Annotated in this window: 23 protein-coding genes and 2 pseudogenes; 15 read left to right on the top strand and 10 right to left on the bottom strand. The window is 64.4% G+C overall.

The window, feature by feature from the left end; translation table 11 throughout:
- Window positions 1-6: 6 nt before the first annotated feature.
- Window positions 7-1,731 carry a methanol/ethanol family PQQ-dependent dehydrogenase gene (locus XH89_RS10105; protein WP_194466922.1) on the bottom strand — a complete coding sequence of 575 codons (1,725 nt, stop codon included), beginning with the start codon at window positions 1,729-1,731 and terminating at the stop codon, window positions 7-9.
- 108 nt (window positions 1,732-1,839) lie between these two features.
- Window positions 1,840-2,496: a ubiquinol-cytochrome c reductase iron-sulfur subunit gene (locus XH89_RS10100; protein ID WP_194466921.1), complete on the bottom strand. Its 657-nt coding sequence runs from the start codon at window positions 2,494-2,496 to the stop codon at window positions 1,840-1,842.
- A gap of 45 nt (window positions 2,497-2,541) precedes the next feature.
- On the opposite strand from XH89_RS10100, the gene XH89_RS10095 reads away from it, so the two are divergent.
- Entirely contained in the window at window positions 2,542-2,715 is a 174-nt protein-coding gene (locus XH89_RS10095; protein ID WP_194466920.1) for a hypothetical protein, read from the top strand.
- A gap of 41 nt (window positions 2,716-2,756) precedes the next feature.
- On the opposite strand, the gene XH89_RS10090 is transcribed toward XH89_RS10095, so the two are convergent.
- Both XH89_RS10090 and XH89_RS10085 read right to left on the bottom strand, forming a co-directional pair.
- Entirely contained in the window at window positions 2,757-3,221 is a 465-nt protein-coding gene (locus XH89_RS10090; protein WP_194466919.1) for a group III truncated hemoglobin, read from the bottom strand.
- Between the two features lie 259 nt (window positions 3,222-3,480).
- Window positions 3,481-4,332 carry a 3-hydroxybutyryl-CoA dehydrogenase gene (locus XH89_RS10085; protein ID WP_194466918.1) on the bottom strand — a complete coding sequence of 284 codons (852 nt, stop codon included), beginning with the start codon at window positions 4,330-4,332 and terminating at the stop codon, window positions 3,481-3,483.
- Between the two features lie 894 nt (window positions 4,333-5,226).
- Between XH89_RS10085 and XH89_RS10080 the strand changes: the two are divergent.
- A pseudogene (locus XH89_RS10080) lies at window positions 5,227-5,361 on the top strand (arsenate reductase); the annotation flags it as partial.
- Entirely contained in the window at window positions 5,358-6,056 is a 699-nt protein-coding gene (locus XH89_RS10075) for an ABC transporter permease (protein WP_194466916.1), read from the top strand. The pseudogene XH89_RS10080 and the gene XH89_RS10075, both read left to right, overlap by 4 nt.
- On the opposite strand, the gene XH89_RS10070 is transcribed toward XH89_RS10075, so the two are convergent.
- Window positions 6,030-6,839, bottom strand: coding sequence for a substrate-binding domain-containing protein (locus XH89_RS10070; RefSeq protein WP_194466915.1), 810 nt, complete (start codon window positions 6,837-6,839; stop codon window positions 6,030-6,032). The genes XH89_RS10075 and XH89_RS10070 overlap by 27 nt on opposite strands.
- A 406-nt stretch (window positions 6,840-7,245) precedes the next feature.
- On the opposite strand from XH89_RS10070, the gene XH89_RS10065 reads away from it, so the two are divergent.
- Together XH89_RS10065 and XH89_RS10060 are read left to right on the top strand one after the other, a co-directional pair.
- Entirely contained in the window at window positions 7,246-8,517 is a 1,272-nt protein-coding gene (locus XH89_RS10065) for a hypothetical protein (RefSeq protein WP_246767783.1), read from the top strand.
- A 74-nt stretch (window positions 8,518-8,591) separates the two neighbouring features.
- Window positions 8,592-8,759, top strand: a pseudogene (locus XH89_RS10060) (EAL domain-containing protein); the annotation flags it as partial.
- 7 nt (window positions 8,760-8,766) lie between these two features.
- On the opposite strand, the gene hutU reads toward XH89_RS10060, so the two are convergent.
- Genes hutU through hutI form a run of 3 tightly spaced genes read right to left on the bottom strand, consistent with a single transcriptional unit; the run spans window position 8,767 to window position 13,220 of the window.
- Entirely contained in the window at window positions 8,767-10,437 is a 1,671-nt protein-coding gene (gene hutU, locus XH89_RS10055) for a urocanate hydratase (RefSeq protein ID WP_194466913.1), read from the bottom strand.
- Between the two features lie 12 nt (window positions 10,438-10,449).
- A complete protein-coding gene (gene hutH / locus XH89_RS10050; protein ID WP_194466912.1) occupies window positions 10,450-12,009 on the bottom strand; it encodes a histidine ammonia-lyase in 1,560 nt (519 codons plus the stop codon).
- Window positions 12,006-13,220, bottom strand: coding sequence for an imidazolonepropionase (hutI, locus tag XH89_RS10045; RefSeq protein ID WP_194466911.1), 1,215 nt, complete (start codon window positions 13,218-13,220; stop codon window positions 12,006-12,008). The genes hutH and hutI overlap by 4 nt, the downstream gene beginning before the upstream one ends.
- Window positions 13,221-13,322: 102 nt before the next feature.
- On the opposite strand from hutI, the gene XH89_RS10040 reads away from it, so the two are divergent.
- From XH89_RS10040 to XH89_RS10015, 6 genes are all read left to right on the top strand, one after another.
- Complete coding sequence (locus XH89_RS10040) at window positions 13,323-14,681, top strand: formimidoylglutamate deiminase (RefSeq protein WP_194466910.1); 1,359 nt, start codon at window positions 13,323-13,325, stop codon at window positions 14,679-14,681.
- Window positions 14,678-15,406, top strand: coding sequence for a histidine utilization repressor (gene hutC, locus XH89_RS10035; RefSeq protein WP_194466909.1), 729 nt, complete (start codon window positions 14,678-14,680; stop codon window positions 15,404-15,406). Before XH89_RS10040 ends, hutC begins: the two co-directional genes overlap by 4 nt.
- 106 nt (window positions 15,407-15,512) lie before the next feature.
- Complete coding sequence (locus XH89_RS10030; RefSeq protein WP_194466908.1) at window positions 15,513-16,457, top strand: ABC transporter substrate-binding protein; 945 nt, start codon at window positions 15,513-15,515, stop codon at window positions 16,455-16,457.
- A gap of 70 nt (window positions 16,458-16,527) precedes the next feature.
- Window positions 16,528-17,301, top strand: coding sequence for an ABC transporter permease (locus tag XH89_RS10025; RefSeq protein WP_128950497.1), 774 nt, complete (start codon window positions 16,528-16,530; stop codon window positions 17,299-17,301).
- Window positions 17,298-18,083: an ABC transporter ATP-binding protein gene (locus XH89_RS10020; protein ID WP_194466907.1), complete on the top strand. Its 786-nt coding sequence runs from the start codon at window positions 17,298-17,300 to the stop codon at window positions 18,081-18,083. Before XH89_RS10025 ends, XH89_RS10020 begins: the two co-directional genes overlap by 4 nt.
- Entirely contained in the window at window positions 18,076-19,308 is a 1,233-nt protein-coding gene (locus XH89_RS10015; RefSeq protein ID WP_194466906.1) for a Zn-dependent hydrolase, read from the top strand. Before XH89_RS10020 ends, XH89_RS10015 begins: the two co-directional genes overlap by 8 nt.
- A gap of 48 nt (window positions 19,309-19,356) precedes the next feature.
- On the opposite strand, the gene XH89_RS10010 is transcribed toward XH89_RS10015, so the two are convergent.
- Window positions 19,357-20,070 carry a GntR family transcriptional regulator gene (locus tag XH89_RS10010; protein WP_194466905.1) on the bottom strand — a complete coding sequence of 238 codons (714 nt, stop codon included), beginning with the start codon at window positions 20,068-20,070 and terminating at the stop codon, window positions 19,357-19,359.
- Between the two features lie 169 nt (window positions 20,071-20,239).
- On the opposite strand from XH89_RS10010, the gene XH89_RS10005 reads away from it, so the two are divergent.
- The 4 genes from XH89_RS10005 (at window position 20,240) to XH89_RS09990 (ending at window position 24,900) form a co-directional block, all read left to right on the top strand.
- On the top strand, window positions 20,240-21,877 hold the full coding sequence (locus tag XH89_RS10005; RefSeq protein WP_194466904.1) for a sugar ABC transporter ATP-binding protein: 1,638 nt from the start codon (window positions 20,240-20,242) through the stop codon (window positions 21,875-21,877).
- Complete coding sequence (locus XH89_RS10000; protein WP_194466903.1) at window positions 21,874-23,208, top strand: ABC transporter permease; 1,335 nt, start codon at window positions 21,874-21,876, stop codon at window positions 23,206-23,208. Before XH89_RS10005 ends, XH89_RS10000 begins: the two co-directional genes overlap by 4 nt.
- A 37-nt stretch (window positions 23,209-23,245) precedes the next feature.
- On the top strand, window positions 23,246-24,169 hold the full coding sequence (locus tag XH89_RS09995; RefSeq protein ID WP_371825225.1) for a substrate-binding domain-containing protein: 924 nt from the start codon (window positions 23,246-23,248) through the stop codon (window positions 24,167-24,169).
- A 137-nt stretch (window positions 24,170-24,306) separates the two neighbouring features.
- Window positions 24,307-24,900: a DUF1349 domain-containing protein gene (locus tag XH89_RS09990; RefSeq protein WP_194466901.1), complete on the top strand. Its 594-nt coding sequence runs from the start codon at window positions 24,307-24,309 to the stop codon at window positions 24,898-24,900.
- A gap of 526 nt (window positions 24,901-25,426) precedes the next feature.
- Here XH89_RS09990 and XH89_RS09985 read toward each other — a convergent pair.
- On the bottom strand, window positions 25,427-26,992 hold the full coding sequence (locus tag XH89_RS09985; protein WP_194466900.1) for a hypothetical protein: 1,566 nt from the start codon (window positions 26,990-26,992) through the stop codon (window positions 25,427-25,429).
- Window positions 26,993-26,996: the final 4 nt, after the last annotated feature.

Raw genomic sequence — 26,996 nt, 5'->3', positions numbered from 1 at the left:
CGGAGCTTATTTCTTCAGCGCGAACACCCAGATCACGCCGCCTTGCGGCACATTGGACTCGATGCCGATATTGTTGGTCGCGAGCGCGTCCTGGATGCGTTGCGCGTCCACGCCCCAGCCCGACTGGATCGCGATGTATTGCGTGCCGTCGATCTCATAGGACATCGGCATGCCCATGATGCCGGAGTTGGTCTTCTGCTCCCACAACAACTCGCCGGTCTTGGCATTGAAGGCGCGGAAGTTGCGGTCGTTGGTGCCGCCGGCGAAAACGAGATCGCCTGCGGTTGCCGTGACCGAGCCGAACATCTGCGATTTCGGGAAGTTGTGCTGCCACACCTTCTTGCCGGTCGCAGGATCCCAGGCCTGGATCTCGCCGAAATGGTCGGCGCCGGGCTTGGCCTTCAGGCCGATATCCTCCGGCTTGGTGCCGAGCCAGAGCTCGCCGGGCTTGAGCGGGATCTTCTCGCCGGTGAAACCGCCGCAGAAGTTCTCGTTGGCGGGCACGTAGACGAGGCCCGTTTTCTGACTGTAGGCCGCCGACGGCCAGTCCTTGCCGCCCCACAGTGAGGGGCAGAACTCGACGCGCTTGCCGACGACAGGCTTGTGATCGGGATCGACGATCGGCTTGCCGTTCTCGTCGATGCCCTTCCAGACGTCGGTCGAGACGAATGGCCAGCCGGCGACGTAATTGATCTTGGTCGGCGTGCGTTCGAGCACCCAGAAGATCGCATCGCGCCCCGGATGGACCAGACTCTTGATGCTGCGGCCATCGCGCTGGAGATCGATCAGCATCGGCGCGTCGACCTCGTCCCAATCCCAGGAATCGTTCTGGTGGTACTGGTGATAGGTCTTGATCTTGCCGTTGCCCGGATCGAGCGCGAGCACCGAGGAGGTATAGAGATTGTCGCCGGGATGCATCTCACCGGGCCACGGCGCAGCATTGCCGACGCCCCAATACACCGTCTTGGTCTCCTTGTCGTAGGTGCCGGTCATCCAGGCCGAGCCGCCGCCGTTCTTCCAGTCGTCGCCCTGCCAGGTGTCATGACCCGGCTCGCCCTCGCCCGGAATGGTGAAGGTGCGCCAGAGCTCTTTGCCGTCCTTGGCATCGAAGGCGGCGACATAGCCGCGCACGCCGAACTCGCCGCCGGAGCCGCCGACGATGACCTTGCCGTCGACGATCAGCGGCATCAGGGTCATGTATTGACCCTTCTTGTAGTCCTGCACCTTGGTGTCCCACACCACCTTGCCGGTCTTGGCGTCGAGCGCGACCACATGGTCGTCGGTGGTGGCGAGATAGAGCTTGTCCTCCCACAGGCCGACGCCGCGGCTGGTCGGATGCAGTTGGAACAGATCGTCGGGGAGCTGCCGCTTGTAGCGCCAATATTCGTCGCCGGTCTTCGCATTCAGCGCAATCACCTGCCCCATCGGGGTTGCCACGAACATCACGCCGTTGTTGACGATCGGCGGCGCCTCGTGGCCCTCGACCACGCCGGTGGCAAACGTCCAGACCGGCGTGAGATCCTTGACGTTGGAGGTGTTGATCTGGTCAAGCGGGCTATAGCCCTGCCCGTCATAGGTGCGCCGATAGAGCATCCAGTTGCCGGGTTCTGGATTTTCGAGACGTTGTGAGGTGACGGGGCTGTAGTTCTCGATCGGGCCGGCGCTCGCCGCCGTCGAGACGATGCAGGTGAAGGCGACGAAGCCGGACAAAAACCATTGCTTTGTGGTCATGGACGTTTCCCCTTTGAATTCTTGTGAGTTGAATTCTTGTCGTTCGTCTCGTCGCCCGCTCGTTGGCGGGCGCGACCTCTTGTGGCGCGCGGCGCGACCCGCGGCGTGTCATCCGGGCTGCGCGCCACCTACCTTTCCGATGAAGGGACCGGCGACGGTGACCGAACCCTCGCTTAACGACAGCGGCAGTGCCGCGAGGCGTCGCGGAGCGGGCCCGAACACAACCTGTGCACCCTGGCGGGGATCATATTCGGAGTTGTGGCAGGGACACTTGAAGACGGTCACGTCGCCTCCCTGATCCGCCTTCACCCATTCCGTAACCGGACAGGCGGCATGAGCGCAGACCGCCGAATAGGCAACAATACCGTCGGCTGCGCGCGCACGCGTGGTCTCGTCGAGCTCGTTTGGATCGAGCTTCACGACAAGAATCTCGTTCAGGCGCGAGCCACTGCGAACGACAGAGGTCTTTGGATCCTTCGGCCAGGCGCGAACCGGAGGGCCGCCCAGCTTGAGATTATCCGGCTTGATGAGCTGACCTTCGTTATCGCCCTCGGAGAGGACAAGCAGATCACCCTTCTGCGGCCGCTCGTCGGAACCTGGCTGATCTTCGCCCGCGCGCACTGGCGCGGAACAACCGAGGCAAGCCGTGGTGGCGAGCGCACCGAGCAGCAGCTCTCGACGCGTTTGCTCTGCACTCACATCGGCTTCGGGTTCCGCAGTGTTGTCGGAGGATGATGAGGAGGTGCTGAATGATGCGCGCGACATGCGCACTAGCAGGCGCTGGAACTCTGCCGAAATGAAGGCGAAGAATTGGCACCGCAGCGCATCAATATGGCTTTACTCGTTTTGATTGAACGCGACTACATGCATTCAAACGCGTTTTCGCGTTTCAAGATCATGCCGCGCGATGGGCATGATGATTTTGCAGATCAGACCGATGATGCAGGAATTGGTGCAGCGGCGGTTCGCGAGCGCCAACCCTAACGCGATTCAGCTGCACGTTTTGCAGGCAGATCCTTGCAGGTTCAGGACCTGAGCACGTGTCGCGGTGCGGCGATGCGGCCAGCGATCGTTGCCGATGCCATCTCGAAGCTATCAGCGATGCGACGGGCCTTGTCGATAAAGAGGCTGGCTGCCGGCGGCGGACAGACTTCACGCGCAGTCTGCTCGAACAGATCGAGCCAGCGGTCGAAATGATCGCCGATCAGGCTGAGCGGGACATGTGCCCGCATCGGAGAACCGTGATAGCGGCCGCTCATCAGCACCACCGAGGACCAGAAGTCTTTCAGCTTGGCGAGATGCTCGTCCCAATTCTGCACGATCTTGAACACTGGCCCGAGCAGGGCGTCCTCGCGGACGCGTCCATAGAAGCGGGTGACGAGTTCCCCGATCATCTCCTCGGTGATCCCGGTGCGCTCGATTGCATCCTGGGTCAGCAAGTTGCGCCGCGCGGCCGCCGCCTCGCGCTCGGCCTTCAGTCGATCCGACATATCCCTTGTTTTCCGTTTTCATTGTTCCCGCAGATCTGCCCATTTGACATTGTCGGGCCAATTGCGCGCGACGTCTTTGTCGCAGCGCAAATTGCGAGAGCGGCGGGCGTTTCGAGCCCGGCGTCTGCTCCTTGATCAGTATCGTAGGGTGGGCAAAGGCGCACTTGCGCCGTGCCCACCACCTCTCTCGATCGCGAAAATGCGTGGGCACGCTTGCGCTTTGCCCACCCTACGGCGCCGTCTTCGTAGCGATTACAGATCACGCGCCGTAGCTGTAAAAACCCTGCCCGGTCTTGCGGCCGAGACGGCCGGCATCGACCATTTCCTTGAGCAGGGGCGCCGGACGGTATTTAGGGTCGTTGAAGCCCTTATAAAAGACCTCCATCACCGACAGCATGGTGTCGAGGCCGACCAGATCGGCCAGCGCCAGCGGCCCGATCGGATGGTTGCAGCCGAGCTTCATGCCGGCGTCAATTTCCTCGGCGGTGGCAATCCCTTCCTGGAGCGCGAAGATCGCCTCGTTGATCATCGGGCACAGGATGCGGTTGACGGCGAAGCCCGGGCTGTTCTTGGCTGATATCGCCACCTTGCCGACGCGCTGGGCGAAATCCAGCGCCTTGGCGTGGGTGTCGTCCGAGGTCTGCAAGCCGCGGATCAGTTCCAGCAGCTGCATGACCGGAACCGGATTGAAGAAGTGCATGCCGATGAAGCGATCGGGCCGATCGGTCGCGGCGGCCAGCTTGGTGATCGAGATCGACGAGGTGTTGGTCGCAACCAGCGTGCGCGGCGGCAGCGTGGCGCAGAGGTCCTTCAGGATCTTGACCTTAAGCTCCTCGTTCTCGGTCGCGGCCTCGATGACGAGATCGCAATCGGAGAGCTTGGCGCGGTCGGTGGTGCCGGTGATGCGCTTGAGTGTGGCGTCGCGATCAGCCGCCGAGATCTTCTCCTTCTTGACTAGGCGCTCGAGGCTGCCGCCGACGGTCGAAATGCCGCGGTTCACCGCCGCATCGGAGATGTCCACCATCACGACCGACAGACCGGCCGCGGCGCAGATCTGGGCGATGCCGTTGCCCATGGTCCCTGCTCCGATGATGCCAACGGTATTGATCATGGAATGACGTCCTTCTCGTTGAGCGGGCCCGGCCTTGAGCGGCATGCCCGGTTTGACCTGAATTCGAGCCGCGGCCGCCATGAGTGCTGCACCGCATCCAGGTTCTTCCTTAGCGCATCCGTGGCGAGAATAAAGTCGCCTTTCCGCTGGCGGAGGGCATGATTTCGCGGTCTCGCGGCCGGTTCGGCCCGAGTTTTGCGGCTCGTTCCGCCCCCTGAATTGCCGAGGGCGCAGGGAAGGCCGGGCGCCGGCTGGCACCCGCGGTTCGCTGTGCGTGTGTAGCGCAGTTAAGAAGCTGCACAGCGACGTACAGGGCAACCAGGACATCCCGACCTTCCCTGCGCGAGTGGTTTGACGGCTTATGCCGTGCCCTCCCCGGAGCCGAATTCGTTTGGCCTCCGTCGCCTTGCGAAAGGTTGACGGTCAGGGCCGGTTGGCCTCATGCCGCCATCCGCAAGGCTTGACTGTAGCGACGACAGTCAGGACCACACGGTTTTGCCGTACGCAGCTTGCGCCGTTCGTCACACGCGATCGGGTGCTCACGAGGTTCGGCTCAATCCTCCGCTCGCCCTGCTCCCGACCCTTGCGTGCCAACGCGAGCCCGCGTCCACCGCCCCTCACCTACGTACCGGACGACTCGCGATCCGTCCCTCGTGCCGGGTGAGACGACACGACACATACGATATTTCCGAATTTCGGTAAAGGAGAATATTTTTGCCTGCTGGCCTTGACTTTTCGTGGCGGCGCGGCAGCGCCGGTGTTTTGCCCATCGGGATCGCCAAAATTGGGGTTGACGCATCGGGCGCGAGGAGCAATCGATGATCCCCGAAAACTGAAGGCGCTACCGATGGACGCGATCATCTCCCACAATCCCGAATACGGCACGTCGCACGCCAGCCCCTCGATGCGATGATGGCCCACCCCATCCCGATCAACCGGCCGATCGTGGTCACGTCGAAAGGCGTGAGGCTTTGCCACCCCTCCGTGCCGGCGCTGGATTTCCTCCCCACATCGCAACGTCAGGGATGAACGACTTCGCACGATCCATCGTCGCCGCGTTCACGCTGATTGGCGCGGCCGATTCCGAGCTGCTCGGCATCGTCGCGCTGTCGGTGCGCGTGAGCCTGACCGCCAGCATCGTCGCGCTGCTGATCGGCGCGCCGTTCGGGGCCTTGCTTGCGATCACCCGCTTTCGCGGGCGGCAGGTCATCATCGTGCTGACCAACGCGCTCCTTGGCCTGCCACCAGTGGTGGTCGGGCTTGCGCTTTATCTCATGCTGTCGCGATCTGGCCCGTTCGGGACGGCAGGCCTGCTGTTCACACCGACCGCCATGGTGATCGCACAGACACTGCTGGCCACCCCGATCGTGGTCGCGCTGGTGCACCGGCCGGCGAGCCTGCTGTGGGCAGAGTATGGCGACCTCGCACGGATCGACGGGCTGTCGATGCTGCGCAGCATCGGCCTCTTGTTCGCGCTCGGCCGGACCTCGCTGCTGACGGCCTTTCTCGCCGCCTTTGGACGCGCCATCGCCGAGGTCGGCGCCATCATCATCGTCGGCGGCAACATCAGAGGCTTCACCCGCACCATGACGACCGCGATCGCGCTGGAGACCAGCAAGGGCGATCTGCCGCTTGCGCTGGGACTTGGGCTGATCCTGCTCGCGCTCAGCGTCGCCGTCTCGACCGTCGCCTTCCTGCTAGTGGGACGCGTTGGGGAAAAATAGCTGCTCGCCGCCGACCTTGTAGCCGGCAATCGCGTCCTGCCCTTGTCGTGAGATCAGCCAGTCGATGAAGGCCTGGCCGTCCCTGGCCTTGACGTTCGGATGCTTGTCCGGATTGACCAGCATGACGCCGTACTGGTTGAATAATCGCTTGTCGCCCTCGGTCAGGATCGCAAGCTCGCCTCTGTTCTTGAACGACAGCCAGGTGCCGCGGTCGGACAAAAGGTAAGCGTTCGACGACGACGCCATGTTCAGCGCCGGCCCCATGCCCTGGCCGATCTCGCGATACCAGCTCCCTTTGCCATCGGCAGGGTCGATGCCTGCCTCCTTCCACAATCTCAACTCGGCGGCATGCGTGCCGGACCTGTCACCACGCGAGATGAACGGCGTCTTTGCCGCCGCGATCTTGCGCAAGGCGTCAGCGACGTCCTTGCCGCCGGCGATTTTCGCGGGGTCGCTCTTCGGCCCAACGATGACGAAATCGTTGTACATGACGTCGAAGCGTTTCACGCCCTGCCCCTCGGACATGAACTTGTCCTCGGCCTGTCTGTCGTGCACGAACACGACGTCGGCATCGCCGCGCCGTCCGATGTCCAGGGCCTGGCCGGTGCCGACGGCAACCACCTTCACCTCGATCCCCTCGGCCTTCGAGAACAGCGGCAACAAATAGCCGAACAGGCCGGACTGCTCCGTCGACGTCGTCGAGGCCACGGTGATGCTGCGGTCCTGCGCGAAAGCGCATGTCGACCAGAACAGAACCGCTAAGATGGCGGCGAGCTTCTTCATGACGTCGTCCTCACTCACAGGTGCCTGAAACTACGCGGGGAGGATGACGCTGGAAAGCCCGCCATTCGGCGCGTTCGGTTTGTGGATGCGGTCGCGGCACGCCTCGAGGTCGGCAAGCGCTGCGTCGAAGCGCTCGTCCAGGGGCGCTCGTATCGATGCATTTCGAATGAATACCGCAGCGCAAGGCTGTGCAGACGTTCTGCAATTGGTCCCCCCTCAATTGACAGGGGCGTGACGGCCGGGCAGTTTTTCACATTGCTGGCGAATCAGCGCTTGCCTACGGCCCTGAGTACCTCTTGGACAACTCCCAGTGCTTTCGAGACTGATATCGTTGCTGAGCCGCATTCCTGCGGTGAAATGGGCGTTCAATCGGCTTCGGCCCCTGCCGCACAGCGGCAGTATCGACATGACGCCGAGCACTGCGGATGAGCAGCCCGTCGCGATCGCACAAGCCGCTCCGATCACCACGGACATCAGCACAGAGCCGCCACATCACGATGCGGATGTCGAAGTCGCGCCTCCGATCGCCGAAGACAATATCACCGTCTCCGGCATCGAAGAGACCCCGTCCGCCTCCGCGACCGACATCGGCATCAACGCCGCTTCATCGCTGGAGACGTCAGCAGAGGTCCAGACTGTCGTCGTCGATGAGATTTCAGTCCCTTCGATTGAGGCCGCGAGCGAGCCGGTTGATACGTCCGAAGTCATCGGCAGCGATCCGCCTGCGGAACTCCAGGCGAGCACCGACCCCGAGGTCGCAGGCGAGCCGCCGGCTCCGTCTGCCGACGTCGAAGCAGTCGACAATTCCCAGGCGGCCGTCGGCAGCGGTCTGCCCGTAGAACTCCTGGCGAACGTCGAGCCTGAGGTCGATGAGGAAGCTCCGACCTCTTCTGCCGAGATCGACGCGATCGCTGCCTCCGAACTCGCCGTCGGCAGCGATGCATCCTCGGAACTCCCTGAAGAGGTCGAACCTGAAGTCGCGGAGCAAGCCTCCATCGCGGCGGCCGAGACGGAGACAATGCCGGTCGTGGCTCCCGAGCGCGTCGTCGTCGACGATGCTCTCCTCGCTGTCACCGTGACGCCTGAACCGGTCGCAATCGACGAGACGCCTGTCATCGTGGTCGAAGCCGAGGCCACGGCGCCTGTCGCGATCGAGGTCAGCATCGACAGCGAGCCGGCTCCCAGCGTTGCCGCAGAGATCGTACCCGACGTAGCCGATGATCTTCCAGCCGTCCCAGCCGTTGCCGCGGAGAACACCGCGACCGACGCGGCTGACGTCGCCGCGCAGGTTGAGCCTGCTCAGGCTCCCGCTCCGAAGAGCCCTGCCGCAACGAAGGCTCGCGCAAAGATCGTGGAGCCCGCCGATCGCGCCACCCTGATCCGGCAGCGCTGGGCGGAGACCGGGAGCAGGATGTGGAATCCGCGGCTTCACGGCACGGGCGAGGCGACGCTGAACATCCAGGGCCGCATCGGGCTGCTGCCGCCCGAGCCCGGCGAGACCATGCCGCGCTACGACAAGCTGGAGTTCAAGATGCTCGGCGGCCAGATCGTCTGCGAGGGCGTGATCGTCGAGGCGCCCGCGCATGCGAGCCAGCGCGGCTTTACCCGCCTCGCCGAGCCGCGCAGCGCCGATCGCAACCGCGAGCCCGCGCGGGAACGCCAGGCCGCCCTCGCCTGATCCTTTCTGCGCGACGCCATACGCTCGACCGTGGGAGAGCGCGGCAATAGGCTGCACTCGGGCCTATGGTTAGCGTCGAGGGCGTCGAGACCCGCGCGCAGCTCGATGCATTGCGCCGTCTCGGCTGCGACTTCGTGCAAGGCTATTACTTCGCAAAGCCCATGCCGGGCGCGGCGATCGCGGACTATCTCGCCAAGGAGCGCGAGCGGCTCGACCGCGGCGCAGCCCAGGTCGTCGCCTGAGGCAGCGTTACTTCGAAAGGCTCGGCAGATCGAGCCCCTTGTCACGGGCGCAGTCGATCGCGATATCGTAGCCGGCGTCCGCATGGCGCATGACGCCGCTGGCGGGATCGTTCCAGAGCACGCGCTCGATCCGTTTGGCAGCCTCAGGCGTGCCATCGGCGACGATGACCATGCCGGCATGCTGGGAATAGCCGATGCCGACGCCGCCGCCATGATGCAGCGACACCCAGGTCGCGCCGCTCGCACAATTCAAGAGCGCGTTGAGCAGTGGCCAGTCGGACACCGCATCCGATCCGTCCTTCATCGCCTCGGTCTCGCGGTTGGGGCTCGCCACCGAACCGCTGTCGAGATGATCGCGGCCGATCACGATGGGCGCTTTCAACTCACCACGCGCCACCATCTCGTTGAAGGCAAGGCCGAGCCGATGACGATCGCCGAGGCCGACCCAGCAGATCCGCGCCGGCAGTCCCTGGAACTTGATGCGCTCCTTGGCCATGTCGAGCCAGTTGTGCAGATGCTTGTCGTCAGGCATCAGCTCCTTGACCTTGGCGTCGGTCTTGAAGATGTCTTCAGGATCGCCCGACAGCGCGGCCCAGCGGAACGGCCCGATGCCGCGGCAGAACAGCGGGCGGATATAGGCGGGCACGAAGCCCGGGAAATCGAAGGCGTTCTTCAGCCCCATGTCCTGTGCCATCTGGCGGATGTTGTTGCCGTAGTCGAGCGTCGGAATGCCCTGCGCGTGGAAATCCAGCATGGCCTGGACGTGCTCGACCATCGAGGTCTTCGAGGCGCGCTCGACGGCTTTCGGATCGGAGGCGCGCTTGGTCTCCCACTCGGCCAGCGACCAGCCCTTCGGCAAATAGCCGTTGATCGGGTCGTGCGCGCTGGTCTGGTCGGTGACGATATCGGGCTTGACGCCGCGACGGACCAGCTCGGGGAAAATCTCCGCGGCATTGCCGAGCAGGCCAACCGAGACCGCCTCCTTCGTCTTCGCGGCATCCGCCATGATCGCGAGCGCTTCGTCAAGCGTAGCCGCCTGGCGATCGAGATAGCCGGTGCGCAGGCGCATCTCGATGCGGCTCGGCTGGCATTCGACGGCAAGCATCGAGGCGCCGGCCATGGTCGCGGCCAGCGGCTGCGCGCCGCCCATGCCGCCGAGGCCGGCGGTGAGAATCCACTTGCCCGCAAGGCTACCGCCATAATGGCGGCGGCCGACCTCGACAAAGGTCTCGTAAGTGCCCTGCACGATGCCCTGGCTGCCGATATAGATCCAGGAGCCCGCGGTCATCTGGCCGTACATCATCAGACCCTGACGGTCGAGCTCGTTGAAATGATCGAGCGTCGCCCAATGCGGCACGATGTTGGAGTTCGCGATCAGCACGCGCGGCGCATCGGCATGGGTGCGGAAGATGCCGACAGGCTTGCCTGATTGCACCAGCAGCGTCTGGTCGGCTTCGAGCTTGCGCAGCGCGGCCGTGATGCGATCAAAACTCTCCCAGTCGCGCGCGGCGCGGCCGATGCCGCCATAGACGACGAGCTCGCTCGGGCGCTCGGCGACATCAGGATCGAGATTGTTCATGAGCATGCGCAAGGGCGCTTCCGTCAGCCAGCTCTTGGCGGTGATCTCGCTGCCACGGGGCGCGCGGATGGTGCGGTCGTTGTCCAGTCGGCGGTTCATGCGAGGACCTCTTCAGGCAAGTCTTGGAAACGGGTCGGTTGGAAGCGCGGCGAGCGCCGCGGCCGGCAATGCATCGGCTTCGACCAGCGTCGCGGCCTTGGCGAGATCGCCGGCCATGTAGCGGTCAGCGCCAAGCGCAGGTACTTGCTCGCGAAGGAGAGCGATCACGGCAACAAGGGGCGCGCTGGTCGCATGCGGCGCGCGTAGCGTGATGCCTTGGGCTGCGACAAGAAGCTCAATGCCGAGGATGGAGGCGAGATTGTCCGCCATGTCGAGGAGGCGCCGCGCGGCGTGCGCGGCCATCGAGACGTGGTCTTCCTGGTTCGCGCTGGTCGGCGTCGAGTCGATCGAGCAGGCCGCGGCACGCTGCTTGTTCTCGGCATAGAGCGCGGCCGCCGTCACCTCGGCGATCATGAAACCAGAATTGATGCCGGGATCTGGCGTCAGGAACGGCGGCAGGCCGAAATTGAGAGCGGGATCGACCAGCGTCGCGATGCGCCGCTCGCTGATCGCGCCGATCTCCGACAGCGCCAGCGCGATCGTGTCGGCGGCGAAGGCGACCGGCTCGGCATGGAAGTTTCCGCCGGAGACGATCTCGCCGGTCTCGACCAGCACCAATGGATTGTCGGTGACGGCATTGGCTTCGACGATCAGCGTGCGCGCGGCCTGCGTGATCAGATCGAGTGCGGCGCCCGCGACCTGTGGCTGGCAACGCAAGCAATAGGGATCCTGCACGCGCTCATCGCCTTCGAGATGCGACAGGCGGATATCGCTGCCGTCGAGCAACGCGGTCAGCGTCGCAGCCGCGGCAACCTGGCCGGGTTGGCCACGCAGGGCCTGGATTTCGGGCCGGAACGGCGCGGTCGACGCCATCGCTGCATCGACCGACAGCGCGCCGGTAACGAGTGCGGCGCGAACCAAGCGAAAGGCGCGCAGCACGCCGCAGATCGCATAGGCGGTCGAGAACTGCGTGCCGTTGATCAGGGCGAGCCCCTCCTTGGGGCCCAGCGTCAGCGGCGCTATGCCGGCTGTGGCAAGCGCCTCGCTGCCGGGCACGACCTCGCCGTCGAGGATCGCCTGCCCCTCGCCGATCATCACCGCCGTCATATGCGCCAGCGGAGCGAGATCGCCGGAGGCACCGACCGAGCCCTGCTGCGGCACCAGCGGATAGACGTTCCGCGCCAGCATGGCCTGCAGCTGCTCGATCACCGCCCGGCGCACGCCGGAGGCGCCTCGGCCGAGCGAGACGATTTTCAGCGCGATCATCAGCCGCACGATCGGCTCGGGCGTGGCCGGGCCGACGCCGCAACAATGCGAGACGATGAGGTTGCGCTGTAGCAGCGCGGTCTGGTCGGGAGGAATACGCTTCGACGCCAGCTTCCCGAAGCCTGTGTTGATGCCATAGACCGGTGCCGCCGCCTGCGCGGCCTTCGCGACGATCTCCGCAGCCGCCTCGACGCGCGGCCAGAACAAGGCATCGAGCACGACCGACGCGCCGCCAAGCACGCGCGCAAGGTCGTCAAGGCTGACCTCGCCCGGTTTGACGACGATCGCTGCGCCCGGCCCCGTCACTGGCCCCTCCAGACGCGACGATGCAGCGGATTGAAGCCGATGCGGTAAACCAGCTCAGCGGGACGCTCGATGTCCCAGATCGCGAGATCGCACCATTTGCCAGCCTCCAAGGTACCGGTCTCATCGAGCACCCCGAGCGCCCGCGCGCCTTCGCGGGTGACGCCGGCGAGGCATTCGGCGACCATCATCCGGAACAGCGTCGCGCCCATGTTCATGGCGAGCAGCAGCGAGGTCAGGGGCGAGCTGCCGGGATTGCAGTCGGTCGCGAGTGCCATGGCAACGCCGTGCTTGCGGAACGCCTCGACCGGCGGCTTCAGCGTCTCGCGGATGAAGTAGAAGGCCCCGGGCAGCAGCACCGCGACGGTTCCCGCTTTCGCCATCGCCGCGGCACCGGCTTCATCGGTGTGCTCGAGGTGATCGGCCGAGAGTGCCGAGAATTTCGCGGCAAGCGCGGCGCCGCCGAGATTCGAGAGCTGATCCGCGTGAAGCTTGACCGGTAATCCCAGCGCCTTCGCCGCCTCGAACACCCGCGCGGTCTGCTCGGCCGAGAAGGCAATGCCTTCCATGAAGGCGTCGACCGCATCGGCAAAACCGGCCTTTGCGACCGCCGGCAGCACCTCCTTGCAGACGAGATCGATGTAGCGGTCCTTGTCGCCATCGGCCTCGACCGGCAACGCATGTGCGCCGAGGAAGGAGGTGCGGATCGCGACCGGCCGCTGACGGCCAAGGCTGCGCGCGGCCGCGAGCTGGCGCATCTCGGTCTCGGCATCGAGGCCGTATCCGGACTTGATCTCGACCGTGGTGGCGCCCTCGCCGATCAGCGCATCGAGCCGCGGCAGCGCACTCGCGACCAGCTCCGCTTCGCTTGCCTTGCGCGTCGCCGCCACCGTCGAGACGATGCCGCCGCCGGCACGCGCGATCTCCTCATAGCTGGCACCCTTCAGGCGCAGCTCGAACTCGTGTGCGCGATTGCCGCCATAGACGAGATGGGTGTGGCAATCGATGAGGCCCGGCGTGATCCAGCGCCCCTCGCAGTCGATCCGTTTGATCGCATCCGCGTCGACAGGAAAATCCGCCGCGGCGCCTGCATAGACGATATGGCCGCCGCGGGCGGCGATGACGCCGTTCTCGATCTCGCCGAGATCGGGACGGTCGGCTCGCATCGTGGCGAGCCGGGCGTTATGCCAGATCCGGTCGAAGCGCTCTGCCATGCCAGTGTCCCTTCGCGAAGTCCCTGCGCCCTGGGATGCTTGACTTATATGTCTAGACATATAATCGTAAGGCGGTTCTGTCCAGCCGGCGTGTAATCAATCATGACCCGACTGCATTTCGCCTCCGCGCTCCTGCCCTCGGGCTGGGCCAATGACGTGCAGGTGGTGATCACCGCCGGCGCGATCGCCGAGGTGACGCCTGATGTGACGCCGGCCGCAGGCGACGAGCGCCACGAAATCGCGCTGCCGGGACTTGCGAGCCTGCACAGCCACGCCTTTCAGCGCGGTATGGCGGGGCTTGCGGAATTGCGCGGCGACAGGGCCGACACATTCTGGACCTGGCGCGAGACGATGTATCGCTTCGCGCTGGCGATGACGCCTGATGACGTCGCCGCAGTCGCGACGCTGCTCTATGTCGAAATGCTGGAACAGGGCTTTACCCGTGTCGGCGAATTCCATTATCTGCATCATGACCGCGACGGCTCGCACTATGCCGACCTCGCCGAGATGGCCGCGCGCATTGCGCAAGCGGCTGATGCCTCAGGCATCGCGCTGACGCTGCTGCCGAGTTTTTATGCACACGGTTCCTTCGGCGGCGCCGCGCCACATGACGGCCAGCGCCGCTTCATCAACTCGGTGGATCAGTTCGCTACGCTGATGACCGCCTCACGCAAGGCGATCGCAAACTTGCCAGGCGCCAATATCGGCATCGCGCCGCACAGTCTGCGCGCGGTGGCGCCGGACGAGCTCGCGGCGGTCATCCCGCTTGCCGAGGGCGGGCCGGTGCACATCCATGCCGCCGAGCAGGTGAAGGAAGTCGAGGATTGCCTGGCTTGGTCCGGCCGGCGCCCGGTGCAATGGCTGCTGGAGCATGCGCCGCTCGATCAGCACTGGTGCCTCATCCATGCGACGCACATGACGGAGCAAGAAGTCAGCGCATTCGCAAAGACCGGCGCCGTGGCGGGTCTCTGTCCCGTCACCGAGGCAAGCCTCGGCGACGGCATTTTCCCGGCGCGCGAGTTCCTCGACGCTGGCGGCCTGTTTGGGGTCGGCACCGATTCCAACGTGCTGGTCGGCGTCGCCGATGAGCTGCGTCAGCTTGAATACGGCCAGCGGCTGAAGCATCGCGCCCGCAACGTGCTGGCCGGCACAGCCGGCCGTTCGACCGGTCGCACGCTGTTCGACGACGCCCTTGCGGGCGGCGCGCGGGCGCTGGCCCAGCCAACAGTCGGCCTTATCAAGGGCGCGCGCGCCGACATCGTCAGCCTCGATGCCGCGCATCCGTCGCTGGCGGGACGTTACGGCGACGCAGTGATCGACGGCTGGATCTTTGCCGCGGGCAACGGCGCGATCGATTGCGTCTGGGCCGGCGGCAACAAGGTTGTTCAGGGCGGGCAGCATGAACTGCGCCAGTCCGCACGCGAGCGGTTTAACGCGGCAGTTCGAAGGCTCGTCGCATGAGCCTCGCCACAGATAGCGCCGACAAGCCGACGCTCTACAAGCGCATCCGCGCCGATATCGAGCAGCGCATCCTGACCGGCGAATGGCCGCCGGGCCATCGCATTCCGTTCGAACACGAGCTGGTCGCGCGCTATGGCTGCTCGCGCATGACCGTCAACAAGGCGCTGTCCGAGCTCGCCCAGGCCGACCTGATCGAGCGGCGGCGGCGCGCCGGCTCCTTCGTGCGGCGGCCGCAACATCAGTCGGCGGTGCTCAAGATCGCCGACATCCGGGCCGAGATCACCGCGCTCGGCCGCACCTACGGCTACGAGCTGATCGCCCGCAAGCTGCGCGCGGCAACCGCTGCCGACCGCGAGCGTCTAGGTGTCAAGAAGGCCGGCAAGGTGGTCGCGATCTCCTGCCGTCACAGCGCCGACAACGTGCCGTTTGCGGTCGAAGACCGGCTGATCGATCTGTCGTCCGTGCCTGATGCCGCGACGGCCGATTTCTCGCGCGAGCCGCCCGGCTCGTGGTTGCTCCATCATGTCCCGTGGACGGAGGCCGAGCATACGATCAGCGCGATCGTTGCGGATGATCGCACGGCGGAAGCGCTTGACATCGTAATCGGTGCGCCATGCCTCGTGATCGACCGCTATACCTGGCGCAGCGCGCGCACGATCACTGCGGTGCGCCTGCTTTATCCCGGTGACTCCCACCGCCTTGTCGCGCGATTCAAGGGAGGCTGAGAGAACGATGGTCGGCACAAATCGTGCAAAGCTTCGGGAAACGGTCCCCCATGGGCCGGCAGAGATCAACAGGACGTCAATCCATCTGGGCAAGAGGACGACAATCATGCGTAGTTCGACAGTTTTTGCGACAATCATTGCACTCGCGGCCACCGCGCCCGCACTCGCCGACGACGTCAAGGTCGGCGTCGGCATCTCCGGATGGACCGGCTTCGCGCCGCTGACGCTGGCGAAGGAAGCGGGCATCTTCAAGAAGAACGGCCTCGACGTCACCATCAAGAAGATCCCGCAGAAGGACCGCCACCTCGCCATCGCCTCCGGCGACGTGCAGTGCGCGGCGACGACCGTCGAGACCTGGATTTCCTGGAACGCCAACGGCGTCGCGACCAAGCAGATCTTCCAGCTCGACAAGAGCTATGGCGCCGACGGCATGGCCGTGCGCAACGACGTTACCTCGATCAAGGAGCTGAAGGGCAAGACGGTGGCGGCCTCCGCGCCCGGCACCTCGCCCTATTTCGCGCTGGCCTGGATGCTCAAGAAAAATGGCCTCACGGTGAAGGACGTCACCGTCGTCAACCTCGAGCCGGCTGCCGCCGCGCAGGCCTTCGTCTCCGGCCAGAACGATGCCGCGATGACCTATGAGCCTTATCTGTCGACTGTGCGCGCCGCGCCCGACAAGGGCAAGATCATCGCGACCACGCTGGACTATCCGATCGTGATGGACACGTTCGGCTGCACGCCGAAATTCCTCAGCGAGAACCCGAAGGCCGCGCAGGCGCTGGCCAACAGCTATTTCGAAGCGCTCGACATGATCGCCAAGGACCAGGCCAAGTCCTACGAGATCATGGGCGCCGACGTGAAGCAGACCGGCGAGCAGTTCGGCAATTCGGCGAAGTACCTTCGCTGGCAGGACAAGGCCGCGAACCAGAAGTTCTTTGCCGGCGATTTCCTCGCCTTCAACAAGGATGCGGCCGAGCTCCTGCTCGAAATCGGCATCATCAAGTCAACGCCGAAGGTCGAGGACCTCTACGACGCCAGCTTCATCAAGTAGGACTCTCACGATCGCTGGTCCCGCGAAGACGCGGGACCGGCGCATGATCGATCATTCGGATCACCTATCGATGCGTCCCCTGGATTCCGTGACATCGAAGCAGCGCGTGGCCTATGGCCTGGCGTTCTTCGTGCTGTTCGTCGCCCTCTGGTCCTGGGCGACCTTCGGCGGCCATGTCTCAAAGACCTTCCTCGCCAACCCGCTGACCATGGTGCAGGAGGGCTATGACCTGCTGGTCAAGCAGGGCTTCGTGTTCGACATCGGCATGACGATCTGGCGCGTCGTCGGCGGCTTTGCGCTGGCCGCGATCATCGCGGTGCCGCTCGGCGTGCTGATGGGCGCCTACAAGCCGATCGAAGCCTTTCTCGAACCGTTCGTCTCCTTTGCGCGCTATCTGCCCGCCTCCGCCTTCATTCCGCTCCTGATCCTGTGGGCTGGCATCGGCGAATTGCAGAAGCTGCTGGTCATCTTCATCGGCTCTGTGTTCCAGGTCATCCTGATGGTCGCCGTCACTGTCGGCGCGACGCGGCGCGATCTGGTGGAAGCTGCCTATACGCTCGGGGCCAGCGATCGCGGCATCATCCGCCGCGTCCTGCTGCCCTCCTCCGCGCCCGAGATCGCCGAGATTCTGCGGCTGGTGCTGGGCTGGGCCTGGACCTACGTCATCGTCGCCGAGCTGATCGGCTCGTCCTCCGGCATCGGCCACATGATCACCGATAGCCAGGCGCTGCTCAACACCGGCCAGATCATCTTCGGCATCATCGTGATCGGCCTGATCGGCCTCCTCTCGGACTTCATGTTCAAGGCGTTCAACGCCTGGCTGTTTCCGTGGAGGCTCGCATGACCACGCTTAAGATCGAGCAGGTCTCGCGCACCTTCCCGGCGCGCCACGGCAATGCGCCGACCCGCGCGCTGGAGCCGACCGACCTCACTATCGGGAACAACGACTTCGTCACCATCCTCGGCCCTTCCGGCTGCGGCAAGTCCACGCTGCTGCGCATCGTCGCCGGCCTCGACCGGCCGACCAACGGGCGCGTCACGCTCGATGGCCGCGAGGTGACCGGCCCGGGCGCCGATCGCGGGATGGTGTTCCAGTCCTACACGCTGTTTCCATGGCTGACCGTGCGCGACAACATCGCCTTTGGCCTGCGCGAACGCGGCGTACCGGAGGCCGAGCGCAACAAGGTCGCCGACGCCTTCATCCGCCAGGTTGGACTTGCCGGCTTCGAGAACCACTGGCCCAAGCAACTCTCCGGCGGCATGCAGCAGCGCACCGCGATTGCGCGGGCACTCGCCAATGATCCCAAGATCCTGCTGCTCGACGAGCCCTTCGGCGCGCTGGATAACCAGACCCGCGCCCTGATGCAGGAGATGCTGCTCGGCATCTGGGAGCGCGACCAGAAGACCGTGCTGTTCGTCACCCACGATATCGAGGAAGCGATCTTCCTCGGCAGCCGCGTCATCGTCATGAGCGCCCGTCCCGGCCGCATCAAGGCCGAGATCGCGGTGGATCTGCCGCATCCGCGCTCCTACAAGATCAAGACCACGCCCGAATTCGTCCAGCTCAAGGAACGGCTGGTGGAAGAGATCCGCACCGAGGCGCTGAAGGTTGCCGAACATGCCTGAAACTAACCCGCGCGCCAATGGCGAGCGCGTCCTCGCCGACCTCCATGCGCTCCGCGCCTTCGGCGCCTACAAGACCGGCGTACACAAGCCGACCTTCTCCGAGCCGCACAAGCAGTCGCTGGACTGGCTGATACAAAAGCTGCCCGAGGCCGGCCTCACCGGCGCGATCGACGGCATCGGCAACATCCTGGGCACCAGTGCCAAGCCTGGACCAAAGCTACTCGCCGGCTCGCATTTGGAAAGCCAAAACTACGCCGGTTGGCTCGATGGCCCGCTCGGCGTCGTCTACGCGCTCGAAGCCGCGCGCGTGCTCAACCCCGATCTCTCCGCGAAAGGCGCGGTCGAAGTCGCCGCGTGGGTTGACGAGGAAGGTCATTTCGGCAGCTTCCTCGGCTCGCGCTCCTATGTCGGTCAGGTGACCGAGGCCGAGATCGACGCCGCACGCGACCGCACCAATGGGCGAACCATGCGCGATGCGCTGGCCGACATGGGGCTCGCTGGACGTCCACGCATCGCGGCCGAGCCGGGGCGGCACGTCGGCTATCTCGAGGCGCATATCGAACAGGGCGACACGCTCGAAAGCGGGAAGCTCGCGATCGGCGTCGTGACCTCCATCGTCGGGATCTGGCAGTACCGCATCAAATTCACCGGCGAGCAGAACCACGCCGGCACCACGCGCATGGCCGTGCGCAAGGATGCGGGCCTGGCGCTGGCCAAGTTCTGCGTGGCGGTCGACGAACGTTTTCCGATCGCGTGCGGGCCGCGAACGGTCTGGACCACCGGCCGCATCACGCTCGATCCGGGCGCGCCGAGCATCATTCCGGGTGGCGCGGAGATGTTGTTCCAGATCCGCGACGACAATCCGGCCGTGATCGCGCGGCTGGAAGAGCTCCTGCGAGCCATGGCGGCGGAAGCGAGCGCCAAGGGTCCCTGCTCCGTCGCCGTGGAGAAAATCCGCACCGGGGCCCCCGCCATGATGAACACCGGCTTTCAGGACGCGATCGAAGCCGCGAGCAAGGCGCTTGCCGATGGGCGATCGCTGCGCATACCAAGCGGCGCCGGCCACGACGCACAGATGCTCGCGACCATCATGCCCGCTGGCATGCTGTTCGTGCCCTCGATCGGCGGCATCAGCCATCACTGGACCGAAAACACTGCGGACGCCGACATCGTCACCGGTGCGCACGTGTTCGTCGATGCCTGCCGCCGAATTCTCGCAGGCTAAAACCGCGATGAAGTTGAATCGATGCGCGCTGGCGTTTCAATACAGAAGCTACTCTTCGAAGAAGCCGGGGTGTCTCGCGACGAAGGATTGCAGCTCGCGCGATACGCGATCGAGGTGGTTGGCCATTTCGGCTTTCGCCTGATCCGGCTTCCGTGCAGCAATCGCGCGAAAGATCGCTTCGTGCTCGCGAAGTGTTCCTTGCGGCCGTCCCGGCTCCGGCAGCAGCGTCCGGCGAACACGTTCTAGATGAGTTCGGATCGGATCGAGCACCTCGCCAACTCGTGCAAGACCGGGGCTCTCGGTCATTTGACGGTGAAATCGTGTGTCGAGCTCGTGAAAGCCTTCGAGATCGCCTGAGGTAATGGCGGTTTTCTGATAGGCGAGATTCTGACCAAGTGCCGCGATTGCGTCGTCGGACATCTCGGCCGCGCAATTCCCGACGACCTCCACCTCCAGCGCGCGGCGCATCAGCATCCATTGCCGCACGTCCTCCAGGTGAATCCTCGCGACATATGACCCGCGCTGCGGCTCGACCACGACGAGCCCCTCGAAAGCAAGCCGGTTGATGGCCGTGGTGATCGACAGTCTGGACACTTCGAAGACGGCGCACCACTCGTTCTTGTCGATCGGCGTTTCAGGCGCGAGTTTTCCAGACACGATGGCGCGCTTCAGCGCGAGGTAAGCCTGGTCGACTTTCGAGCCCCCGGCCCTGCGTCCTCGCGTTGCAACGGTTCCTCCACTGAACCCGCCGACCGAATGCATGTTGTGGTTCCCCAACTCGATTTCACTTTTTCAATTTGCAAGTCCGATCGCGCGGACGAAGGCTTGACGAACAGCATCTGATATAACTAGCATATCAGAAAAATAACAACCATCACCCGCGGCCCAACGTTCGCCAGAGACCAAGGCCCGGGCTGGGAGGAACAGCACGATGGAAGCACGCTTCGGCGCATTCGGGGCGCACGATGAGTCACGCGCCCATCTCTCGCGCTTGATCGAGCTTGCCGCCCATGCCGGCGTGCCGGGCGACCGTCTCGTTCTCTCCGCCGAACAGATCTCGAAATCCTTCGCCGGCGTAAAGGCTCTCCACCAGGTCGACTTCAATCTATGTCACGGCGAAGTGCATGCGCTGATGGGCGAAAACGGCGCCGGCAAAAGCACGCTGATGAAGATCCTTGCCGGCGTGCACACGAGCTATGACGGCTCCATTCAGATCGGACACCAGACGGTATCGTTCAGCGGCGTGCGCGACGCCGAGGAAGCCGGCGTTGCGATCATTCATCAGGAGCTCAATCTCGTTCCCGAGTTGAGTGTGGCCGACAACATCTTCCTTGGCCGTGAGCCGCTGATCGCCGGCCTGCTCATCGACCGCCGGCGCATGGCAAGGGCGGCCGAGCACCTGCTGGCGCGCCTCGGCGTCAATATCGACGCCGAATGCCGGGTCGCCGACCTGCGCGTCGGCGAGCAGCAGCTGGTGGAAATCGCCAAGGCGCTGTCGCTCAATGCCCGTATCCTCATCATGGACGAGCCGACCTCGGCGCTGTCGGCGTCGGAATGCGACACGCTGTTCAAGATCGTGCGGCAGCTTGCACGCGAAGGCGTCGCGATCATCTACACCTCGCACCGCATCGAAGAGGTTCTCGACCTCGCCGATCGCGTGACCATACTGCGCGACGGCAGACGAGTGATCACGGCCGCGATCGGTGACTTGTCGCACGGCGCGATCATCTCGGCGATGGTCGGCCGCGACATGGCCGCGAGCGATCGTGGCGCCGCGACGGCGGATGGCGGGGTCATTCTGTCGATCAGGGGATTGACGCTCGATACGCTCAGTTCGCGCGGGTGGCGGCGGACACTGCACGGCGTCAGCTTCGAACTCAGACGCGGCGAGATCCTGGGGATTGGCGGGCTGCTCGGCGCCGGGCGGACGGAGATCCTGGAATCGATCTTCGGTGCCGCGCGCGGCTGGCGCGGCGGCGAAATCGCGATCGGTGGCGCAACTGTCGAGATCCACTCGCCGGCCGATGCCTACCGCCTCGGGCTTGCACTGGTCAGCGAGGACCGCAAGGAGCGCGGCCTGCACCTGGCCGCCTCGATCTGCGACAACATCGCGCTGCCGTCGATCGGCGTATTGTCGCAATTCGGCCTGCGCGCCTTTGGACGTGAACGCGCGCTGGCCGCCGAGATGGTCGGCCGGCTGTCGGTCCGCTGCACCGGCATCGGCCAGCCGGCCGCCGCGCTGTCGGGCGGCAATCAGCAGAAGGTCGTGATCGGCAAATGGCTCGCGACAGAACCGCGCATTCTCCTGCTCGACGAGCCGACCCGCGGCATCGACATCGGCGCCAAGCAGGAGATCTATCGCCTGATCTTCGATCTCGCCGCGCAAGGCCTCGGCATCATCGTGGTCACCTCGGAAATGCCCGAGCTTCTCCTGCTGTCCGATCGCATCCTCGTAATGTGCGAGGGGCGGCAGACCGGAATCCTGACGCGCGAGAACGCGACACAGGAGGCGGTGATGCGCCTTGCTGCACCGGGCATGGCGACGTGGTCGCAGGAATCGGCATCATGAGGCTAGCCAGGCTTCTCTCGCGCACCAAGCTCTATTGGGGACTGCTGATCATCTGCCTGATCGGCACCCTCACCTCGCCGCACACTTCGTCCGGCAACAACATCTTCCTGTCCTATGCCAACCTGACCGACGTGCTTCGTCAGGTCTCGATCACCGGATTGGTCGCCACTGGCATGACCATGGTCATCCTGCTCGGCGGCATCGATCTGTCGGTCGGCTCTACTATGGGCTTCGCGACGGTGATCTGCGCAATGCTGCTGACCAAACCGGGCTGGACGTCGGCATCCGCAATGGGGGTGCCGGCTGCGGTGCTCACATGCGGTGTTGCCGTGGCGCTGGCTGCACGTTTCATCTTCATGGGTCTCGCGCGCGGCAGCGACGCTTCCGCCGGGCGGCGCCGGGAGATCACGCTCTCGTCCTGGCGCAGCGTCGGCATTCCCGGCCTGCTAGGCCTCATCACTGCAATCGCGGTTGCGTGGTGGACGGCGGGCCAGGTGCCCGTCAAGTTCGGCGTTCTCGGCGTTCTCCTGGTGGCACCTTGCCTCGCCCTGGTGCTCGGGGCCATCAACGGATTGCTGATCGTCACGGGACGGATGCAGCCCTTCATCGTGACCCTCGCGATGATGGTCAGCGCGCTCGGCATCGCGCGCCTCACAGCGGGACAGGACAACGCCGTGGTGCCGGTCTACACCGGCACCAATGCAACCGAGGCATTCGAGTTGCTGCGCTCGATGCTGTGGGGCGTGCTGCCGGTGCCCAGCGTCTTCTTCCTGGCGGCGATCATCCTGTTCGGCGCGATCCTGCGCTTCACTACATTCGGCCGCTATGCCTATGCGATCGGCGGCAACGTCGAGGCGGCCAAGCTCTCGGGCATCAAGGTCGCGCAGGTGCAGCTCACCGCCTACCTGCTGTCAGGCTTGCTCGCCGGGATCGCCGGCGTGCTGTTCGTCGCGCAATACCGGCAAGGCAAGCCCGATGCAGGCGCAGGCCTCGAGCTCGACGCGATTGCCGCGGTCGTGATCGGCGGCACAAGCCTGATGGGGGGCCGTGGCGGCCTCGCCGGCACCTTCGTCGGCGTCCTGATCTTCGGGCTCCTGTCGGACATCCTTCAGCTCCAGAACATCGATTCCAACGTCCAGCTTCTGATGAAAGGATTGATCATCGTCTGCACCGTGCTGGTGCAGGAACAGAATCTCGGCCAGCTCTTCTCGCGATGGCGGTTCAGCCGTTCGCGGGAAGCCGGCGCCGATACGAAAACGGCCGAATCCCATCGGCTGCCAAGCGCCACGAAGGTGCAATTCGCAAGGGAGGATCTCGATGAAGCGTCGTGAATTCCTAAAACTGTCGACCACCATGGCCGGTGCGGTCATGACCGTCTATCTGCCTGCCGGGTGGAGCCCGGCCAAAGCCGCCGGCAAGTGGAAGGTCGGCTTCAGCCAGTGCACCACGCTCGAGCCATGGCGCGTGCAGTTCAACAAGGATATCCAGGCGGAAGCCAAGAACCAGCCGGATGTCGACCTCGTCATCACCGACGGTCAGGACAAGACCGAGAAGCAGGTCGCCGACTGCGAAAACCTCATCGTGCAGCAGGTCAACGTGCTCCTGATCTCGCCGAAGGAATCGGCGGGACTGACCGGCGTCGTCGAGAAGGCGATCGACGCCAAGATTCCGGTCATCGTGCTCGATCGCAACGTCGACACCAAGCGGATAACCCAGTTCATCGGCGGCGACAATGTCGCGATCGGCAAGGCGGCCGGCGAGTATGCGGTGAAGCTGCTCGGCGGTCCGGGCAAGGCAGCCGGCAACGTGGTCGAGATCTGGGGCGGCATGGGCACCCAGCCCGCGCACGATCGGCACGATGGCTTCCATGCCTTCACCGACAAGGAGCCGGGTATCAAAAATCTGCTCAACAACCAGTCTGGCGACTGGAAGCAGGACAAGGCCTACAACATCATGACGACGGCGCTGCGCAACAATGAGAAGATCGACCTTGTCTACGGCCACAACGATCCGATGGCCTATGGCGCCTATCTCGCGGCCAAGGATGCCGGCCGCGACAAGGACATCAAGTTCATTCTCGGTATCGACGGCTTGCCCAACGAGGGCGTGACCTGGGTGAGCAAGGGACAGCTGACGGCCACATTCCTCTATGCAACGCCCGGCGCCGAAGGCCTGCGGCAGGCCGTCAAGCTGTTGAAAGGCGAGAAGCTGCAGCCGGTCATCACGCTGCCGACGATGCTGATTACCAAGGACAACGCCTCCGACATTCTGAAGAAGAACGGCCTGCTTTGACTTCATCAAGGCAGTCATAGAAGCTGAATGGTCTAGCTCGATCAAATCTAGCTAGACCATTCGTTTGGGCCGGTCGCCTCTCTCGCGCGTGCACATCGCAGCACGACATCGGCGGGCACCGCTGACCGAGGTTTGACATGAGCGCCCCGATCTTTCGCAGACATGATGGTGTGTGGCTGAACGAACCGAAACAATGGTCGACGCAGAATGACGGTCTTCAGATCGTCACCGACCAAGCCACAGATTTCTGGCGCGAAACCCATTACGGCTTTAGCCGCGACAGTGGGCACTTCCTGGGCTTCCCGACCGCCGATGCATTCACGGCCGAGTTGCACGTCCAGGCCGACTTTAGCTCACTCTACGACCAGGCGGGCATCATGGTTCGCATCGATGCGCACCGTTGGGTCAAGGCTGGAATCGAGTTCTCGGACGGGCGTGCCATGCTCGCGAGCGTGCTGACCGACGGGCAATCGGACTGGGCGACGGCACCCTACGAGCACGATGCCCGCGATTTCCAGGTGCGCGCAACCGTCACGAACGGCGTCCTTCGCCTGCAGGTCTCCGCCGATAGCAGGGTCTGGCCGCTCATGCGGCTGGCGCCATTCCCGGTGGCGCGCTCCTATCTCGTGGGGCCAATGGCCTGCACGCCCGAGCGGGCCGGCCTGAAGGTCACATTCCCGACGTTTCGCCTGACACAGCCGCTCGGCAAGGATCTTCACGATCTCGGCTGACGCGAATTGCGAAGTCCCGCCTTGCCGAGACGCTCGAGACCTCCTGCCCTCCTGCATGAGATCAACCGGTCCGACGGATCTGCGATGACACCTACTCGCCCAAAAAACGGAATGTGGAAAGCCTGGAAAAACGCGGCTCGCCGAACGACGGGTTCTTCTTCTGAGGACTCTTTCAGCGACCCGGCCTCTTCGTACAGACCGGATCGCCTTTGGGCATGGGTCGGCAATCCCAATCGGGGCCGAAGCCGGTCGACTGGCGAACGAACGGAAACCGTATGGCAATGAAAGCGAAGAGGCACACCAAAACTAGCGCGAATAGAATGACGGGAATGTCAGCGCGCGTTGGTTGCCAGTGAGGCCATCGCATCTTCCAACCCTTTCAGCGGTCGGTTGCTCTAATATGAGTGAGACGAAACTGTTCGATAAATCGATAAGAAGGCATGGCAAGTTCGCCTGCACGGCGTGAAAAGGCCCACCTGAGATGGGCCAATTCTTTGTCGCATCGTTGCGGCAATCTCGTTCAGCGTCAATTGCGCATCGCCGCCGCCGCCGTTAGGTTCGATTGGCTCGGATTGCCGCCCGGCTGGACTTTCACGCCACCCATCGTGCTGCCACTCTCACGCGTGTCCGAGCCGCCGCCGTCACCTTGATCCTTGCGTGCAAGGGCCGATCCCGCCGCGAGCGTGCCGTCATTGCCGACGTGGTTGTTGTCGCCGCGACCGTCGTTGCCGTCGCCATGGCCGGTGCGGCCGGACGCGGCACCAGGTGCAAGCTGGCTGGCCTGGCTGCTCGCGGATTCGGTGCCGTTGTTGTCCGTGCCGCCGCCCTGGCCCATCCGGCCAAGTGAGCTGCCGGGCGCAAGGCTGCCGATGTCGTGGCTGTTGCTGGAGTCGTCGTTGGGCGTGTTGTTCTTGCCGTCGCTTCCGGTCGTCGTCGTCTTGGTCCAGAGGATCGCAATGGTTTTCGGGTCGTAGCTGGTTACCTTGGTCGTGGTCGTTCCGTCCTTGCTGGTCTGGACGATCGTCGTCTGGTCGAGCGTGTCGCTGCTCACATTCGTCATGACGACTGTGCCGCCGTTCAGGTCCGATCCCTTCGACGTCCAGACCTTCATCGGCTTTCCCGTGTTGACGACAGGATCGACCGGCCTACCGGTGTTGACAAAGTTCTGCCCCGCAGCGCCGCTACCCGCTTCGGCGCCATACTTGTCCGACTCCCGTTCACCGGGTGCAAGGCCTGCCGAGGTGTTCAGCGAATTGACGCCGCCTTTGGCGGCTTGGTTCAGCAACTGCTGGTCGGCTTTCTCTAACTCGGAGAGCTTCTTGGTGGCCTCATCGGCGCTATGCTGCTCCGTCGAGCCCGGCACATTCAGATGCCCGGCTCCGCCGGTGCCATCGCCAAAGCCCGGCACTTCACGCGGCCCGTGCTGGTTGAATTGCGAGCCCGGAAGATTGACGGTCGGTCCGCCCGGATTCGTCACGCCGGGCACTTTCGGAATGCCGCCCGACTGGTTCTGCCCCACGACGAGTACATCCGCTCCGGCCACGTTGGGCACGTTGTTCGTCGTGCCAGGCTTCGGCAGCTTGCCGCGCAGTTCTTCGGCATCCTTGATCGCGGCGATGGAATCGTTCGGCCTGACTATGCCGGCGGCGTCGATGAATGGACGCTGGATGCCGGTGCGGGGCGAAGCGGTCGTTTGCGGATTGATCGTGAGCCGCGAGCCCGGCCGAAAGATGGTGCCGCCACCGGTCGTTTGTTGCTCGACCCTCGGCGGCAAGGGTTGCGGATTGATCGAGCTTTTCCCGCCCGGCGCCACGCTCTGCCCGGTCCTCGCACCTTCCTGCATTATTCTCGCCCGTTCGGAGACAGTCGTTGACGGACTGATCGAAGGGGCCCGATCGAACCGGCCGCCATTGAAGCTGTTCATCGATCGCCCCGGAGCCTGTGGCATGGCGGCGACCGCAGACGATCTGGATGCAAACGCGGCGCCGCCGCCAAATCCGCCAAAGCCGTGGGCCGACGCAGGGCCGATCGCCGTCAGCGAACTGACAGCGACGAAGATGGTGGTTGCAAGCAACAGAGAACGACGAGACATGGTA

This window comes from Bradyrhizobium sp. CCBAU 53340 (assembly GCF_015291645.1).
In the GTDB taxonomy this organism is placed as follows: Bacteria; Pseudomonadota; Alphaproteobacteria; order Rhizobiales; family Xanthobacteraceae; genus Bradyrhizobium.
The sequence above is the reverse complement of the archived record's forward strand: the minus strand, read 5'-3'. Positions and strand labels throughout refer to the sequence as shown.

Bases quoted from the DNA above. Each gene is read 5' to 3' on its own strand.
- XH89_RS10105 (WP_194466922.1), bottom strand. From the start codon at position 1,731: ATGACCACAAAGCAATGGTTTTTGTCCGGCTTCGTCGCCTTCACCTGC.
- XH89_RS10100 (WP_194466921.1), bottom strand. From the start codon at position 2,496: ATGTCGCGCGCATCATTCAGCACCTCCTCATCATCCTCCGACAACACT.
- XH89_RS10090 (WP_194466919.1), bottom strand. From the start codon at position 3,221: ATGTCGGATCGACTGAAGGCCGAGCGCGAGGCGGCGGCCGCGCGGCGC.
- XH89_RS10085 (WP_194466918.1), bottom strand. From the start codon at position 4,332: ATGATCAATACCGTTGGCATCATCGGAGCAGGGACCATGGGCAACGGC.
- XH89_RS10075 (WP_194466916.1), top strand. From the start codon at position 5,358: ATGAACGACTTCGCACGATCCATCGTCGCCGCGTTCACGCTGATTGGC.
- XH89_RS10070 (WP_194466915.1), bottom strand. From the start codon at position 6,839: ATGAAGAAGCTCGCCGCCATCTTAGCGGTTCTGTTCTGGTCGACATGC.
- XH89_RS10065 (WP_246767783.1), top strand. From the start codon at position 7,246: ATGACGCCGAGCACTGCGGATGAGCAGCCCGTCGCGATCGCACAAGCC.
- hutU (WP_194466913.1), bottom strand. From the start codon at position 10,437: ATGAACCGCCGACTGGACAACGACCGCACCATCCGCGCGCCCCGTGGC.
- hutI (WP_194466911.1), bottom strand. From the start codon at position 13,220: ATGGCAGAGCGCTTCGACCGGATCTGGCATAACGCCCGGCTCGCCACG.
- XH89_RS10040 (WP_194466910.1), top strand. From the start codon at position 13,323: ATGACCCGACTGCATTTCGCCTCCGCGCTCCTGCCCTCGGGCTGGGCC.
- hutC (WP_194466909.1), top strand. From the start codon at position 14,678: ATGAGCCTCGCCACAGATAGCGCCGACAAGCCGACGCTCTACAAGCGC.
- XH89_RS10030 (WP_194466908.1), top strand. From the start codon at position 15,513: ATGCGTAGTTCGACAGTTTTTGCGACAATCATTGCACTCGCGGCCACC.
- XH89_RS10025 (WP_128950497.1), top strand. From the start codon at position 16,528: ATGCGTCCCCTGGATTCCGTGACATCGAAGCAGCGCGTGGCCTATGGC.
- XH89_RS10020 (WP_194466907.1), top strand. From the start codon at position 17,298: ATGACCACGCTTAAGATCGAGCAGGTCTCGCGCACCTTCCCGGCGCGC.
- XH89_RS10015 (WP_194466906.1), top strand. From the start codon at position 18,076: ATGCCTGAAACTAACCCGCGCGCCAATGGCGAGCGCGTCCTCGCCGAC.
- XH89_RS10010 (WP_194466905.1), bottom strand. From the start codon at position 20,070: ATGCATTCGGTCGGCGGGTTCAGTGGAGGAACCGTTGCAACGCGAGGA.
- XH89_RS10005 (WP_194466904.1), top strand. From the start codon at position 20,240: ATGGAAGCACGCTTCGGCGCATTCGGGGCGCACGATGAGTCACGCGCC.
- XH89_RS10000 (WP_194466903.1), top strand. From the start codon at position 21,874: ATGAGGCTAGCCAGGCTTCTCTCGCGCACCAAGCTCTATTGGGGACTG.
- XH89_RS09995 (WP_371825225.1), top strand. From the start codon at position 23,246: ATGACCGTCTATCTGCCTGCCGGGTGGAGCCCGGCCAAAGCCGCCGGC.
- XH89_RS09990 (WP_194466901.1), top strand. From the start codon at position 24,307: ATGAGCGCCCCGATCTTTCGCAGACATGATGGTGTGTGGCTGAACGAA.
- XH89_RS09985 (WP_194466900.1), bottom strand. From the start codon at position 26,992: ATGTCTCGTCGTTCTCTGTTGCTTGCAACCACCATCTTCGTCGCTGTC.